Here is a 15,716-nt window from a genome sequence, read left to right as displayed (position 1 = left end):
CACTTTTTTTGTTTTTGTTATTTTTTACATTTCGTTTTCCCCCTTATAAATTTTATATCTAATATGACTTTCAACATATTTTTTCAATAGGTTAGGTAGTAATAAAATACAGGTATACTTTATAAAAGATTATTTTTTTCTAAACTATGAATTATGTGAAAATGGTTAAATCCTCAGAATATCATTTTAAATTGTAAAATTTATTTTTTTATATTGATATTATTAAAAAAAAGAAGCTAATTTTATTTTTTTTTATTTTTAGAAATGTTATAGAAACGTGTATTTTCTTTCACAGCCTCTTTTACAATATTTAAATCAATTTTACTATCATCCAAAGGATTTAGATTTTTGTCTACTACATCATACATACCTGACGAATAAATATTGATAATCATATTATTTTCTACAATAGCATACTTCTGATTATATCCACATATAAACCAATCTCTATTTCCAGAAATGTATAAATCTTTCCCCTCACTATAATCATTATAGTTATTTTGTACCCCTAATATAGAGCTCATAATAGTGGGAATTATATCATAGTGTAAAGTAAGATATGTGTAACTTGCAGGTTTCTTGGCACTATCATATATAATGAGAGGAGTTGCGATCTGATAATCAGTAAAATTACCTCCATGTTGCCAGTATCCTTTATGGTTATCATTAAATTCCTGTCCATGGTCTCCGGTTATTAACACAAGGGTAGATTCTAATAATCCTTTTTGTTCTAGTTTTTTTAATACTCCTCCTATAAGGTTATCTATAAAGTTTAAAGAATTTTTATATCTGTTTAAAAAAGGTAATGGGTCAAACGTATCATTTAAGACCAGATAATTAACTTCATTTAAAGTCGGTTTAAATTTTACGGGATAATCTGCGGGATAATCAAAACCATGAGCAGAATCAAAAAATAAAAAACTAAAGAAAGGTTTTTTATTTGATGATTGCATATTAATAAATTTTATCCATTCATTATAAATATCCTTATCCCTTTCCGAGGAGGAATTTCCTTGAGAATCTAGTCTTAAATTTTTAATTCCTGAAAAAACATTTTTATTAAAAGGAGGATTTTCTAATGTTGAGCTGGAAAGTATGGAAAGGTTATAGTTTTGTTTTTTTAGTTCTTCAAAAAATACAGGCGATATTTGTAAACCTGTAAATTGATCGTAATAAGTTGCAGGAATTGCATAAAATAAAGAAAATATGCCACCAGTTGTCATATTAGATCCACTTTTATGATTTTGAAAAACTTGTGATTGTTTAGATAATTGATAAATATTAGGTGTGATTTTTTCTGTCATACAATTAAATCTCCAAGAATCTATTACTATAAAGAGAATATTTTTCTTTTTACTATTTTGTGATTTGATTGGATGTAAAGGATATTTAATTATTGCTTTTGAATAGGATTTGCTTAATAGAGTATTTTTTTCTATTTCATTTTTATCTACTAAGTTTAATTTATGTAAAAGTTTATCCGCCGTTAAAGGAAAAAATACCGGATATATATTTTTCATTTGTGCGATAGATCTGTATCGATTGGCATCTGACCAAGCAAATAATAAATGAGTACACAAAAGACAGAATGTAATAAAACTTAATATGAGTTTTATATGTAAATTTATAATTCGATTAGCTATTTTTTTTGAAATATACAATATAAAAATCTCACAAACTACTAAACCTAATATGAAAATGATAGAAATTAAAATATTAATAGCAGAAAATTGAAAAGTATCTGTAGCTCTTTTTCCGAAAAGCAATTTAAAAACGATAGGAGATAAATGATATCTGAACTGACTGTATACTAAAATATCTATTTGTAAATAAATAATAATAGCTACAGATAATACACTAAAAATAATTTTACATATAGAAATAGATTTAAATGTATATAAAATAATAAGGCTTATTAAAAATGGTAATATACCTATTAGAAAAAAATGCCCTATTAAAGATGCTACCATATAAAAATATGAGAGAAATCCAGAAATATTTTCTGTATACTTCAGATATTTACATCCTATGTAAAGAATTATTAATAAATTAAATAAAGTTGCTATATAAATTTGCTTAGTAGTTAATTTTAAATTTTTATTCATATTAAATGTTTGAAAACTATATCTTTAAATATTTTTATTGTAACTAATAAATTAGAAGTACTATTATCTTTAGTAATAACCTGAATAGATTCTAAAAAACAATACGGAATCATGATTATTATAAAGTATTTTAATGCTCCTAAGAGCATTCCGGCTATTTTATTAGTAAAATCTAAACCCATTTTTTTTAATAAATTCTTAATCAATTTTGTTAAAAATAAAACTACGAAAAGAACAATACCTACTGTGAGAATAAAACTTAACCAAAGTGAAGAAGAAGGCGAAAGTATGCCTTTATCTACAAAAAAATCATGAGCTTGAGAAGAAAATAAAATAGCGATTCCTATACCTAATAAAAGTCCTATAAGAGAGGATATTTGTTTTAAGAAACCTTTTATATAACCCATTAAAGCTCCTAAAAAAGTGCCGCCTAATAAAATATATTCATATATCATTTTTCGATTTTATATTCTTTATATTCTCCTAAAACATGTAAAAATCCTGTTTGTGTTTTTATTTCTTCTAAAGCTTCATAATATGTGTCATATCCGCTTTCTTTTGAAACTATATCTACATGAAATGAATATTGGAATACAGAACCACTTAAGGGTACTGATTGTATTTTAGTCATATTCATTTTATATTTAGCCAAGGTATTTAATACTTTGGCCAGACTTCCCATTGTATGATCGGTAGTAAAATACAAGGATGCTTTATTAAAGTTATTTATTTTTTCCGGTGTGGTCGATAGTAAATAAAAACGTGTGTAATTATCAGAAATATCATGTATGTTTTCTTGCAATATTTTTAAATGATACATTTCAGCAGCCAATTTAGACCCTATAGTGGCTATTCCTTTCAATTTTTTTTCATGAATATTACGGGCACATGTAGCAGTATCATCTTTGGCTAATAATTTCCAATCTGGATGTTTTTCTAAAAAATTTTCACATTGTAATAAAGCCATAGGATGTGTACGTACTTCAGTAATGGTATCTATTGTTTCTTCCGGCAAAACAAGTAAATGATGCTTTATGGGAAGTACAATTTCACCTATAATATGTAATTTATATTTAGTTATTAAACTATAATTGGGTAAAATTGCTCCAGCTATGGAGTTTTCTATAGCCATCATACCATAATCTGTTTTTTTGTTCACCACATCTGTAACCAAAGATTTGAATGTGGGACTGTCTATGATTTCTACTTTTTCATTTTGAAAAAATTTCACTACAGCTTCATGATGAAAAGAACCTTTGATTCCCTGAATTGATATTGATTTCATAAATTAATGGTAATAAACCGTATTTATTTTTTGTTTTATTAGTTATATTTACACAAATTTTAATGTAAATACTTTAGATTAAATTTTAAAAATGTCTGTAAAAATACAAAATCTATCTAAAAAATATAGAGGGCAAACAGCTTTACAAAATATTTCTCTGGAAATAAAGAGAGGTGAGATCGTTGGATTATTAGGTCCTAATGGTGCTGGTAAAACTACAATGATGCGATCCATTACCGGATCTCTCACTTTTGACAAAGGTAAGATATGGATAAATGATATGGATAATCAGGAAAAACCATTTGAAACAAAATCGATAATTGGCTATCTTCCTGAAAATAATCCTTTATATATGGATATGTATGTAAAGGAATATTTAATTTTTGTTGCAGATATACATAAAACTAATAAGAACGAAATTTCAAGGATTATTGAAAAAGTGGGCCTTTCTCAGGAACAAAATAAAAAAATCAATCAATTATCCAAAGGATATAAACAACGAGTTGGGCTGGCCCAAGCAATTCTTTTTGATCCTGAAATTTTAATTTTAGATGAGCCTACTAACGGACTGGATCCGAATCAGATTATTGAAATTAGGGATTTAATTCAAGAATTAGGTAAAGAAAAAACTGTAATTCTTTCAACACATATTATGCAAGAGGTGGAAGCTCTTTGCACTCGCGTAATTTTATTGTATAAAGGAACAATTATACAAGATAAAAGTATAGAGGATTTTAAGGGGAAATATTCAAACCTGGAAGAAGCTTTCTTTGAATATACTCATCCTTTATAAGATAGGAAATTTGTTGAGGGCTCTTTAACATTTAACCTTACTAAAATATTTTAACTCTGAAATTTAATTTTTGTGGATCTGTCATTCTTTTAATAGATAGAGCTAGTATTTTTGTAATTTTCCTTTCCTTAAGCAAGAGCTGTTATATATCACAAAAATAAGTTTTTCAGTATGTTTCTGTATACTATTAACCCCGAAGTAGTCAATATTATTAGATTTATTAAAAGTAAATAATATATATATTAATGAATTATAAATTTTAAAAATATTCTTCATCCAAATCAGGAAAATCATCTTCAAAATATAATTTATAAATAATCTCTGATGTCTTTTTTTCTTTATTGGAAATTTTTGTAATTTCTTTTCTATTTTGTGATTTTATAGATTCTTTTGTTTTACTTTTAGTGGAAACAAAAGAACTTTTCTCTTGTTGTTTTTCAGACATTGTGTCAGATGGTAAATTATTATACTTTAACTGATTATTATTAGTAACATAAAGTTTATCTTTAAATGTATCAGCAGGAATATTATTTTGTTGAGCTATACTTATTTTTTCCTTATTATTCGCATAAAAAGCATAAAGTCCGATTATCGTTATAGCAATAATAAGAGAGGCTGCCACAGCAGATGCTATATATACTTTTTTTGTAAAAAAAGTAATTATTTTGTTTTTATGTTTTTCATTTTTCTGAATAGTATTTTCTAATATATTTTTCTCTAAATAGGAAAAATAATCTTCTGGAGTAGTAAAAGGTAATATTTTTTTATCCTTCTCTCCTAGTGTCTTTTGCAAAATAGCATCCTCCAACTTATCAAAATAATTATCTGGAGTTATAAAAGGATTTTTATCTATATTGTTAGGCCTTGTTTCTTTGTTCATTTTTATTTTTCAATACTGTTTAAAAGAAATTCTTCAATTTTTTTGGTAGCATGATGATATGAAGATTTCAAAGCACCTACTGATGTATTCAGTATTTCTGATATTTCTTCATATTTTAAATCATCAAAATATTTCATGTTAAAAACAATTCTTTGTTTTTCCGGTAACATAGCTATGGCTTGTTGTAATTTTAATTGAATTTCCTCACCTTCAAAATAGCTGTCGTCTTCTAATTGAGAGGATAACTGAATAGCTAATTCTTCACTATTTACATTCTTTTTTTGAGCTGCACTATTTAAAAAATTAATAGATTCATTTGTTGCGATCTTATAAATCCAGGTTTTCAGTGAAGAATCTCCTTTAAAGAAATCTAAATTTAAAAAGACTTTAATAAATACATTTTGTGTTACATCATCTGCATTGTTATGATCTAATACTATTTTTCTAATATGCCAATATATGGATTTACTGTATTTTTCAACCAAATATTTAAATCCTTTATTTTTATTTTCCTTTATTAAAAATAAAAGTTCTTTATCGTCCATTTTTATTTATATTTATTTGACAAGTAAAGAATCTGATAGTTTAATTTTATTTGAAATTTTTTGTAATTATAAATCTGTTTCAAAGTTCGGTTTATTCTATGCTTTTACTAAAAATAGCAATAAGGAAGCCATACGACAGAATTAATAATATGAAAATATTCGAAAATTTAATTGGAAATCAACTTTTTGATATTTTGTTGATTTTGATATATTAAATTTAAAAATTAATGTTTTTAAAATTAAAAAAGAATTTTAATAATTATACAAGAAATAATACTTTATTATAAATAGTACACTGTTAATTAAAAAAATATACCAACAAAGATTATATAAAATAAATAAAAAAAAGAAGTATGAAATTCATACTTCTCTTTTTATGCATATGTATATAAAAAAATCTAATTTTCATCCGGATATAATCCTGAAAATCCCATTTTAGGTAATTGAGTAATCATTTTCATATCCTCATCTGAAATATTAAAATCAAAGACTTGTGTATTAGCAATAATTCTTTCTGGCGTTACAGACTTAGGTAAAGGCAAAGTTTTATTTTGCAAGCACCATCTAATACATAATTGAGCGGTAGATTTATTATATTTTTTAGCTATTTCTGTTAATTTAGGATTTTTTAATACACTTCCTGATCCTAAAGGACTCCATGCTTCTACTACAATATCGTTTTTATGACAAAACTGAACAATTTCCGGTTGTGTATAACCGGGATGAAATTCTAATTGGTTTACCATAGGTTTAACTTCAGCTTTATCAATTAAAGGCTGTATATGATGTACTAAAAAATTGCTAATACCAATAGATTTTATTCTGCCTTCTTTATACAGTTTTTCAAAAGCTTTCCATGTTTCATGATTAATCTTATCTCCATCTTTACCAACAGCCGGCCAATGCATTAAATAAAGATCTAAATAATCTAAATTTAATTCTTTCATGCTTTTGTCAAAAGCTTTTAAAGTAGAATCATATCCTCGATCGTCATTCCAAAGTTTAGTTGTAATAAATAAATCTTTTCTATTTATTCCACTTTCTTTAATGCCTTGGGCTACACTTTTTTCATTGCCATATTGCGAAGCAGTATCGATATGTCTATACCCGCATTTAATAGCATTTTTTACAGATTCTACTGCAGTTTCATTTGGAGTTTGCCAAGTTCCAAACCCCACACATGGGATTGTTTTACCATTACTTAATCGATAAGTGTCTGTAATTGATTTCATATTGTTTAAGGTTTTATAGATTTTTATTTATAGATTTTTTTACATTAAAATTGATATTTATCTTTCCATAAAGTATTTAAATAATCTTTTAATTTATTTTCTTTGGTATTGTTCCCTGGTATATAGAAATTCTGAAGTGAAACTTCGTTCGGTAAAAATTCCTGAGAAATAAAATTGCCCGGAAAATCATGTGAATATTTATAATCCACACCATAATTTAAATCTTTCATTAATTTCGTAGGAGCATTTCTAAGATGTAACGGAACCGGTAAATTTCCGGTTTTTTTCACATAGGATAAGGCATTATTGATAGCCATATATGACGAATTTGATTTAGGAGATGTAGCCAGATATATTGCACACTGACTTAATAGTATTCGCGATTCAGGATTACCAATAACATTTATTGCTTGAAATGTGTTATTTGCAAGAATAAGCGCTGTAGGATTGGCCATACCTATATCCTCTGAAGCTAAAATAAGCAGCCTTCGGGCAATAAACTTAATATCTTCTCCCCCTTCTAACATCCTTGCCAACCAATATACGGCTGCATTAGGGTCTGAACCACGAATAGATTTAATAAAAGCAGAGATAATGTCATAATGTTGCTCTCCTCCTTTATCATATAAAGCCATATTTTCCTGAATCACTTTTTTCACTGCTTCATTGTTTATGACAACAGTTTCTTTATCTTCAAATTGTTGTATAACTAATTCTAATCCGTTCATAAGTTTACGAGCATCTCCTCCTGAATACTGCATAAGAGCTTCTTCTTCCTGCAATTCAATTTTTTTTGAAGATAGTATACTATCTTTAGAAAGTGCCTTATGTAAAAGGTTTGAAAGTGCTTGTTTATCAAGGGAATATAAAGTATACACTTGACAGCGAGAAAGTAATGCAGAAACTACTTCAAAACTGGGGTTTTCGGTAGTCGCACCAATAAGGATAATCCATCCTTTTTCTACCGCTTGCAATAAACTATCTTGCTGAGATTTGTTAAAGCGATGTATTTCATCTATAAATAATATGGGACTTTTCCCGGTAAATAGATTTTGTTTTTTTGCTTGTTCTATTACTTCTCTTACTTCTTTTACCCCAGAACTAACGGCACTTAAAGTAAAATATTCTCTTTTAGATTCTTTGGCTATAATTTCAGCTAAAGTGGTTTTACCTGTTCCTGGAGGTCCCCAAAAAATAATAGAGGCTATATTTCCGTTTTCAACCATACGTCTAATTGGGCCGTATTTTCCTATTAAATGTTCTTGATATTGGTAATCTTCTAATGATTGTGGACGCATTCTTTCTGCAAGGGGAGCTAAATTCATATAGTTATACAATTATATTAAATATTTTAATTTTGATATAATATAATATTTTTATTTTTAACTGTATATAATTTATTTAAAAATTCTACTTTCCAGTCTCCCTTCTTCCATGTGTTTTCTTTCTGTTTATTTAATATTATTGATGGGGTAGTTTCTTTAGAAAAAAGTTCTAATTTGTCATTTTTATAAATTATATAAGCAGCATATGTAGAATTATTTACAGATTTTATTTTAACTCCTTCTTCAAATGGTCTTATGCATTTTTTTTCTAATTTAGACCATTGGTATCCTGTGGATGGTTTACATTTATTTATAACATCATTTCCCAAAATTTGATTTTTTGAATTTTTATTTGTGGAACATCCAATGATAAAAAAAATCATAGAGATAGATAAAACTATTTTTTTCATTTTTTTATTTTTCAATATAAATATAGCAAATTTTATGCTATTTAATCATATTATAATAAATTTATTTATAATTATAGTTAAATAGACACTTCTAAATCCAATAAAAATAAATTCTTTATATAATTATTCTTTTTATTGTTGAATTATTTAAACTATTACTATATTTAAAATATATTGATATAATTAAATTAATAAATTCTATACTTGAACTGTGTAATATGCTAAATAAATTTTATTTTTAATAAAGAAAGAAAATTTAGATAAGACTGTAAAAATGTAAGAATTTTTTTCAGATATTTATAAGCATATTTAGTTTTCTAAAATATTAAACATCCATTTTCAATAATGAATCTAAATATTCTCTATCATTAGCTAATCTAGGAACTTTATTTTGCCCTCCTAATTTTCCTCTTTTTTTCATCCAGTCATAAAATAAATTTTTACGTGCAGAATGAATTATCGGCATATTAAGAGTCATATTATTATAACGTTTAGCCTCATAATCAGAATTTAATTTTTGCAGTTCTTTGTCTAAAATTTCTGTAAATTTTTCTAAGGAATCGGGTTGTCGGGTAAATTCTATAATCCATTCATGAGCCCCCTTTTCCTTTCCTTTCATAAAAATTGGACCTGCTGTGTATTCTGATATAATAGCCTGTGTTTTTTGTTCTGCTTCTTTAAGTGCTTTTTCTGCATTTTCAACCATTAACTCTTCTCCAAAAGCATTTATATAAAATTTCGTTCTACCTGTAATTTTAATCCTATAAGGAATTTGGGACACAAATTTTACAGTGTCTCCAATTATATATCTCCATAACCCTCCATTTGTAGTAATTACGATAGCATAATTGGTATGCAATTCTACTTCCTCTAAAGATAAAATTGTGGGTTTGGTAGAATAAAATTCATCCATAGGTATAAATTCATAATAAATTCCATAATCTAACATCAAAAGCATATCTTTAGATCCATTTGTATCTTGCATAGCAAAATATCCTTCTGAAGCATTATATATTTCATAATAATTCAAAGATTTAGAAAATATTGAAGCATATTGTTCTTTATAAGGGGCAAAACTAATTCCTCCATGAAAAAAACATTCTACATTAGGCCATACCTCATCTATATAATTTTTACCTGTAGTTTCTAATACTTTTCTTAATAAAACCATCATCCAAGACGGAACCCCTGTAAGACTTCCTACATTTTGTTTGACAACTTGTTCTACAATTGCAGGCATTTTAATTTCCCAATCTTTTAATAAAGAAACTTCTTTATCGGGCGTACTTTTCCATTCTGCCCAAAAGGGTAAATTATCTATTAAAACTGCCGATAAATCTCCATATTTTGATTCAAATCCTTCATAATCTTCCCTTGTTCCTCCTAACCTTAAATTTTTACATTCAAAAATTTTTGTTGCCGGATTATTATATGCATATATGGAAAATAAATCTTTACCTGCCTTATAATGGCACTCTTGAAGACTATCTTCTGTAATTGGTATAAACTTACTTTTGGCATTGGTAGTACCAGAGGATTTAGCAAACCAGTTTATCTGTCCCGGCCAAATAATGTCTTTTTCTCCTTTTCTGGTACGGGTTATGTAAGGTTCAAAATCTTCATATGTAACTAATGGAACTTTATTTTTAAAATCATTATATAAATGTATATCCTGAAAACCATATTTTTTTCCATACTCTGTATCTTTAGCTTTATACAAAAGTGTTAGTAACACAGACTTTTGTGTATCAATAGGATTTTCCATAAATACCTCCATTTGTTTTACTCTTTTTTTAATATACCATTGAATAAAAGTATTTAAAATTCCTAATGCCATTTTTTACATTTTTAAATGTTAAATTTACGCAAAATCCTTTGTATATGCAATAATGAAGAATATACAAAATACTATTTTTTAACCATCTTTGCAAGATTAGTATTAATTTTGTACTTACTAATTATAGGCAAATGCTATATAGTATAACTAATAAAAATAGAAATGAATTTCTTACAACTTATATTAAAAAATTATAAAAAATTTCCTTCAAAACCTGTTTTGAAGTATAAAGAGAATAATAAATGGAAGAGTTATTCATGGAAAGAATTTCATGATTTAATCAAGCAAACAGCTAATGCTCTTAAAGAACTAGGCGCAAAACCTAACGACAATATAGCTATTTATGCTGATAATATGCCGCAATGGGTAATTATGGATATGGCTATTATTAGTATTGGAGCTGTAACCATCCCTATTTTTGCTACTTTGACCTCTTCTCAGGCTAAGTACATACTTGATGAAACGGAAACTAAAATTATTTTAACCGGTGGACTGAAACAATATGAAAATATTCTCGAAATTTATTCTAATAGTAATTTTTTAAAACATATTATTAATGCAAAAAGCTCTACTGAACTTCAAAATAAATTTTCATATCATTTTTACAACCTTATAAAGTCACAGTCTACTGAAAGTGAAATATTTGAAAAACAAAATGAAGATATAGCTTCTATTATTTATACTTCCGGGACAACAGGAGAACCTAAAGGGGTTATGTTAACACATGGGAATTTTATAAATGTTTTTGAGGCTCATCACAAATTTTTTAACATTTATCCCGAAAATGAAAATACTTTGGTCTTTTTACCTTTAAGCCATGTATTTGAAAAATGTTGGAGTTCTTTTGTTCTTTCTTGTGGTGGACAACTTAGCATTTGTGAAAATCCTAAAGAGGTAGCTCAATTTATGATTGAAGCCCAACCTACTGCTATGTGTTCTGTTCCAAGACTTTTTCAAAAAATTTATATTTCTATCAATGAGAAAATTGAAAATAGCACTAAAATAGCCCAAAAATTTTTCAAATGGTCTATATCCATAGGATCAAAAGTATCTGAGTTAAAAAGGAATGATCGTAAAATACCTTTATTTTTATTATTTAAATATTATATAGCTGATCAATTGGCTTTTAAAAGGGTAAAAAAACAACTTGGAGGAAATTTATGGTTTATTCCGGTTGGGGGGGCTTCCATAACGCCTAATATTACTGAATTTTTTGATGCTATAGGTGTACATTTAACCGTTGGATATGGGCTTACTGAAACTACAGCAACAGTTGCTGCGTTTCCTTTAATTCATTATAAACATGGAACTGCCGGAAAACCTATGACCGGTGTCCATATAGAGATTGGTGATGAAAATGAAATATTAATTAAAGGATATGGAGTATTTAAAGGTTATTATAAAAAGCCTGAAGAAACTAAAAAAGCTTTTACAAAAGATGGATGGTTCAAAACAGGAGATGCCGGAAAATTTGATAATGAAGGTAATTTAATTATTATAGACCGAATCAAAGATTTAATGAAAACCTCTAACGGTAAATATATTTCCCCTCAACTTATTGAAAACCTTCTTACTAATGATAACTTTATTCAACAGGCTGTATTAATTGGAGATAACAAACCATATGTAACAGCTCTAATTATTCCCAATTTTGAAACTTTAGAAAAGTATGCTAAAAGTTTAAATGTAAACTTTAAATATTTTTACGAACTAGTTAATAATCAATTAATTATTGATTTTTATTCTACAAAGATTAACTCTCTGTTATCTCATTTAGCTGAATTTGAAAAAGTTAAAAAGTTTAAATTATTATCTGCTGATTTCAATATGAATTCAGGAGAAGTTACTGCAACTTTAAAGGTCAGAAGAAAAATAATTCTTGAAAAATACAAATTACTTATTGATGAAATGTATAAAAAATAAAAAAAGAGGAAATAATCCTCTTTTTTTATTAAATTTTAATAATTTTCACAAAAAAATTTTTGATTTTTGAATAGCTCTCTCTAATCCACCTATATCACTACCCCCTGCAGTAGCAAAGGAAGGCTGGCCTCCTCCTCCCCCTTTTATTTCTTGAGCTAATTCTTTTACTATTGTACCGGCATGGCATTTACCTGATTTTACTAAATCATCAGATATTCCAACGGATATAGTAGGTTTGTTATTTGTTTTGGTACCTACAATAATGAATAAATTTTTTATTTCTGCCTTTAATTGAAAAATAATATCTTTTACTGATGAATTATTTAAGTTCGTTATTAGTCCTAAATAATTAATATCTCCAATTTTTTGGATAGCATTTTTCCATAATGCTTTTTCCTGAACAGCTTTTTCTTTTATATATTGTTCTAATTGTTTTTTAAGTTGTTCATTTTCCGAATATAATTTTTCTACTGCTTTAATGGGATTTTCATTGGTTTTTAAAATGTTTTTCAATTCTTCAAATTCATTGAACTGATCTTGTAAAAAGTTTAACCCTGTTTCCCCTGTTATGGCTTCTATTCTTCTAATTCCAGCAGAACTTGAAGTTTCATTCATTATTTTAAATATTAATATATCTTGGGTATTAGAAACATGTGTACCTCCACAAAGCTCTATAGAATCTCCAAATTTAATTACTCGTACAACATCTCCATACTTTTCACCAAATAATGCCATAGCCCCCATTTCGATAGCTTGTTTAAACGGCACAGATCTATTTTCTTCCAGAGGTAGTCTTTCATAAATTTTTATATTAACTTTTTTCTCTACTAAAGCTATTTCTTCTTTAGTCATTTTATTAAAATGAGAAAAGTCAAATCTCAGATAATCTGGTCCTACATACGAACCTTTTTGTTCTACATGATTTCCTAATACTTCTCTAAGTGCTTCATGTAACAAATGAGTAGCGGAATGATTTTGAGTTATCTGTTGTCGTCTTTTAGAATTTACTATTGCCTGAAATGGAAACTCAGGATATTTTGGTAACTCTTTTACTATATGTACTATAAGATTATTTTCTTTTTTTGTATTTAATATTTCAATTTTTTCATTGATATTTTCAATAAATCCGGTATCTCCAACCTGCCCTCCACTTTCAGCATAAAACGGAGTTACCTGAAATACTAATTGATAAAATTCTCCTTCTTTATTTTCAACTTTTCTATATTGAGTTATTTTAATCTGAGTTTTTATGAAGTCATACCCCACAAACTCTTCTTGTTGATCTTCTTCTAATACTACCCAATCATAATTTTTAAAAGTACTTGCAAATTTAGACCTTTGTTTCTGTTTTTTCATTTCTGAAATAAAACCTTGTTCATCTACAGTTAATCCTTTTTCTTCAGCAATTATTCTAGATAAATCTGAAGGAAATCCATAGGTATCATATAATTCAAAAATTACATCTCCAGGAATTATTTTCAAATCTTTATGAGATTTCATAAAATTAGATAATCTTACTAATCCTTGATCTATGGTTTTTAAAAAATTTGTTTCCTCTTCTTTTATTACTTCTTTTATTAAATGCTCTTGCTTTTCAATTTCAGGAAAAAATTCTCCCATCTGTTCTTTAAGAACCGGAATTAATGTGTATAATATTGGGTCTTTAACTTCTAAAAATCTAAAAGCATATCCTATGGCCCTACGTAAAATACGTCTGATCACATAACCTGCTCCGGAATTTGATGGTAATTGTCCGTCTGCAATAGAGAAAGCTATGGCTCTTACATGGTCTACTATAACCCTAATCGCTATATCTTTTTCAGCATTATTCCCATATATATAACCTGAAATGCTTTCTATTTTCTGGATTAATGGTGTAAAAACGTCAGTATCATAATTAGACATTTTTCCTTGTAAAACCATGCATAATCGTTCAAATCCCATCCCCGTATCTACATTTTGCTTTGGTAATTTATCTAAAGAACCATCTGCTTTACGCAAAAATTCCATAAATACTAAGTTCCATATTTCTATTACCTGAGGATGATCTTTATTTACTAGAGTTTTTCCGTCTATTTTCTCTTTTTCTTCTTTGGATCTTATATCTACATGAATTTCAGAACTGGGACCACACGGTCCTGTATCACCCATTTCCCAAAAATTATCTTTTTTATTTCCTAATAAAATTCTATCTTCTGAAATATGTTCTTTCCAATAATTAAAAGCTTCTGAATCTCTTATTAAACCTTCCTTATCATCTCCTTCAAAAATAGTCACATATAAATATTCTTTAGGGATTTTATAAACTTCGGTTAAAAGTTCCCAAGCCCAAGCAATTGCTTCTTTTTTAAAGTAATCTCCAAAACTCCAATTCCCTAACATTTCAAACATTGTATGATGGTATGTATCTTTTCCTACATCATCTAAATCATTATGTTTTCCAGATACTCTTAAACATTTTTGAGTATCTGCAACTCTTTTGTTTTCCGGATCTTTATATCCTAAAAAAAAGTTTTTGAATTGTGTCATCCCAGAGTTTGAAAACATAAGGGTTGGATCATCTTTTAAAACAATAGGAGCTGAAGGTACTATGGTATGTTGTTTCGATTGAAAAAATTCTAAAAATTTTTGTCTTATCTGTTTTGAAGTCATGTTAATACTTAATTTAGCATACAAAAGTAGTGAAATTGTTTTTTTTTTACTTAGTTGATTTGCATGCTTTTTTTTATGTTTATAATTTCTTCTAATATATCCATTGGATACTGAACCCATTCTACTTGTTTTTCTATTTTCCCATCTTTATTAAAATATAACCAGCTATTAAACTGCATTTCATTAATTAACTTACCGTTATAATAATACGGATTATATATACCACTAACAATAACTATGCTATCATTAGATATCATCTGATTAATTTTAACAGTTTTGGGAAATTGCGGATGTATTTTATAGGAAGGATCTGTCCAGTTATATTGATTTTGTATGTTCTCTTTTCCTTTTATGTTTATTTGAGGAACAGCATCTATATATGTAGGAAATTCTGAATAAAAGCCCATAAGTTTATTTAAATCTTTTCTGTCTGCATAAGTTTGATAAAAATCCTCTGCTGTTTTTAAATTTTTTTTGTGTTTTAAAGATTCACAACTTATAAATAAAAAGAATAGTGTTAAAATACTTAAACAATAAGTATGCACTTTCTGTATTTTCTTATTCATATTTTTTTATTATTAATTGATCCAAATTTAATAATTATTAAATTTACATAAAAATATATAATTTATTGAAATTGAATATTTTAAATATAATATCAGTAAATAAACATAAAAATATTAACAATTATTATTTTATTTAACATTTTTTTAACTAAAATGATAAAAG

Annotated in this window: 13 protein-coding genes; 2 read left to right on the top strand and 11 right to left on the bottom strand. The window is 27.0% G+C overall.

From position 1 onward, the window contains the following. Nucleotides 1-242 precede the first annotated feature (242 nt). From C4S76_RS08860 to C4S76_RS08850, 3 genes are read right to left on the bottom strand one after another with little or no spacing between them, the layout of a single operon-like run. On the bottom strand, nucleotides 243-2,105 hold the full coding sequence (locus C4S76_RS08860) for a DUF3413 domain-containing protein (RefSeq protein ID WP_105194109.1): 1,863 nt from the start codon (nucleotides 2,103-2,105) through the stop codon (nucleotides 243-245). Then, the gene (locus tag C4S76_RS08855; RefSeq protein ID WP_105194108.1) at nucleotides 2,102-2,560 is read right to left on the bottom strand and encodes a CvpA family protein; all 459 of its coding nucleotides are present in this window, start codon (nucleotides 2,558-2,560) and stop codon (nucleotides 2,102-2,104) included. The genes C4S76_RS08860 and C4S76_RS08855 overlap by 4 nt, the downstream gene beginning before the upstream one ends. Beyond that, nucleotides 2,557-3,390 (bottom strand): prephenate dehydratase, encoded by an 834-nt coding sequence (locus C4S76_RS08850; protein WP_105194107.1) that lies wholly within the window; start codon nucleotides 3,388-3,390, stop codon nucleotides 2,557-2,559. The genes C4S76_RS08855 and C4S76_RS08850 overlap by 4 nt, the downstream gene beginning before the upstream one ends. Nucleotides 3,391-3,481: 91 nt before the next feature. On the opposite strand from C4S76_RS08850, the gene C4S76_RS08845 reads away from it, so the two are divergent. After that, nucleotides 3,482-4,183: an ABC transporter ATP-binding protein gene (locus C4S76_RS08845; RefSeq protein ID WP_105194106.1), complete on the top strand. Its 702-nt coding sequence runs from the start codon at nucleotides 3,482-3,484 to the stop codon at nucleotides 4,181-4,183. 259 nt (nucleotides 4,184-4,442) lie between these two features. On the opposite strand, the gene C4S76_RS08840 is transcribed toward C4S76_RS08845, so the two are convergent. The 6 genes from C4S76_RS08840 to C4S76_RS08815 all read right to left on the bottom strand — a co-directional run bounded on the left by C4S76_RS08840 (nucleotide 4,443) and on the right by C4S76_RS08815 (nucleotide 10,412). Further along, complete coding sequence (locus C4S76_RS08840; protein WP_105194105.1) at nucleotides 4,443-5,063, bottom strand: hypothetical protein; 621 nt, start codon at nucleotides 5,061-5,063, stop codon at nucleotides 4,443-4,445. Between the two features lie 2 nt (nucleotides 5,064-5,065). After that, complete coding sequence (locus C4S76_RS08835) at nucleotides 5,066-5,608, bottom strand: RNA polymerase sigma factor (RefSeq protein WP_105247072.1); 543 nt, start codon at nucleotides 5,606-5,608, stop codon at nucleotides 5,066-5,068. A 398-nt stretch (nucleotides 5,609-6,006) separates the two neighbouring features. Continuing rightward, nucleotides 6,007-6,840: an aldo/keto reductase gene (locus C4S76_RS08830; RefSeq protein WP_105194103.1), complete on the bottom strand. Its 834-nt coding sequence runs from the start codon at nucleotides 6,838-6,840 to the stop codon at nucleotides 6,007-6,009. Nucleotides 6,841-6,884: 44 nt separating this feature from the next. Then, a complete protein-coding gene (locus C4S76_RS08825) occupies nucleotides 6,885-8,165 on the bottom strand; it encodes a replication-associated recombination protein A (RefSeq protein WP_105194102.1) in 1,281 nt (426 codons plus the stop codon). A gap of 26 nt (nucleotides 8,166-8,191) precedes the next feature. Further along, nucleotides 8,192-8,575, bottom strand: coding sequence for a hypothetical protein (locus tag C4S76_RS08820; RefSeq protein ID WP_105194101.1), 384 nt, complete (start codon nucleotides 8,573-8,575; stop codon nucleotides 8,192-8,194). 325 nt (nucleotides 8,576-8,900) lie between these two features. Beyond that, complete coding sequence (locus tag C4S76_RS08815) at nucleotides 8,901-10,412, bottom strand: GH3 auxin-responsive promoter family protein (protein WP_105194100.1); 1,512 nt, start codon at nucleotides 10,410-10,412, stop codon at nucleotides 8,901-8,903. A gap of 162 nt (nucleotides 10,413-10,574) precedes the next feature. On the opposite strand from C4S76_RS08815, the gene C4S76_RS08810 reads away from it, so the two are divergent. Then, the gene (locus C4S76_RS08810) at nucleotides 10,575-12,335 is read left to right on the top strand and encodes an AMP-dependent synthetase/ligase (RefSeq protein WP_105194099.1); all 1,761 of its coding nucleotides are present in this window, start codon (nucleotides 10,575-10,577) and stop codon (nucleotides 12,333-12,335) included. A gap of 45 nt (nucleotides 12,336-12,380) precedes the next feature. Here the strand turns inward: C4S76_RS08810 and alaS are convergent, their stop codons facing one another. Next, nucleotides 12,381-14,987 (bottom strand): alanine--tRNA ligase, encoded by a 2,607-nt coding sequence (alaS, locus tag C4S76_RS08805; protein ID WP_105194134.1) that lies wholly within the window; start codon nucleotides 14,985-14,987, stop codon nucleotides 12,381-12,383. 50 nt (nucleotides 14,988-15,037) lie between these two features. After that, nucleotides 15,038-15,553 (bottom strand): hypothetical protein, encoded by a 516-nt coding sequence (locus C4S76_RS08800; RefSeq protein WP_105194098.1) that lies wholly within the window; start codon nucleotides 15,551-15,553, stop codon nucleotides 15,038-15,040. Nucleotides 15,554-15,716 lie beyond the last annotated feature (163 nt).

Source organism: Apibacter adventoris (assembly GCF_002964965.1).
Classification (GTDB): Bacteria; Bacteroidota; Bacteroidia; order Flavobacteriales; family Weeksellaceae; genus Apibacter; species Apibacter adventoris.
This window is presented reverse-complemented; position numbering and strand designations above follow the sequence as displayed.

Coding starts and splice junctions, on each gene's coding strand:
- C4S76_RS08860 (WP_105194109.1), bottom strand. CDS start 2,105: ATGAATAAAAATTTAAAATTAACTACTAAGCAAATTTATATAGCAACT.
- C4S76_RS08855 (WP_105194108.1), bottom strand. CDS start 2,560: ATGATATATGAATATATTTTATTAGGCGGCACTTTTTTAGGAGCTTTA.
- C4S76_RS08850 (WP_105194107.1), bottom strand. CDS start 3,390: ATGAAATCAATATCAATTCAGGGAATCAAAGGTTCTTTTCATCATGAA.
- C4S76_RS08845 (WP_105194106.1), top strand. CDS start 3,482: ATGTCTGTAAAAATACAAAATCTATCTAAAAAATATAGAGGGCAAACA.
- C4S76_RS08840 (WP_105194105.1), bottom strand. CDS start 5,063: ATGAACAAAGAAACAAGGCCTAACAATATAGATAAAAATCCTTTTATA.
- C4S76_RS08835 (WP_105247072.1), bottom strand. CDS start 5,608: ATGGACGATAAAGAACTTTTATTTTTAATAAAGGAAAATAAAAATAAA.
- C4S76_RS08830 (WP_105194103.1), bottom strand. CDS start 6,840: ATGAAATCAATTACAGACACTTATCGATTAAGTAATGGTAAAACAATC.
- C4S76_RS08825 (WP_105194102.1), bottom strand. CDS start 8,165: ATGAATTTAGCTCCCCTTGCAGAAAGAATGCGTCCACAATCATTAGAA.
- C4S76_RS08820 (WP_105194101.1), bottom strand. CDS start 8,575: ATGAAAAAAATAGTTTTATCTATCTCTATGATTTTTTTTATCATTGGA.
- C4S76_RS08815 (WP_105194100.1), bottom strand. CDS start 10,412: ATGGCATTAGGAATTTTAAATACTTTTATTCAATGGTATATTAAAAAA.
- C4S76_RS08810 (WP_105194099.1), top strand. CDS start 10,575: ATGAATTTCTTACAACTTATATTAAAAAATTATAAAAAATTTCCTTCA.
- alaS (WP_105194134.1), bottom strand. CDS start 14,987: ATGACTTCAAAACAGATAAGACAAAAATTTTTAGAATTTTTTCAATCG.
- C4S76_RS08800 (WP_105194098.1), bottom strand. CDS start 15,553: ATGAATAAGAAAATACAGAAAGTGCATACTTATTGTTTAAGTATTTTA.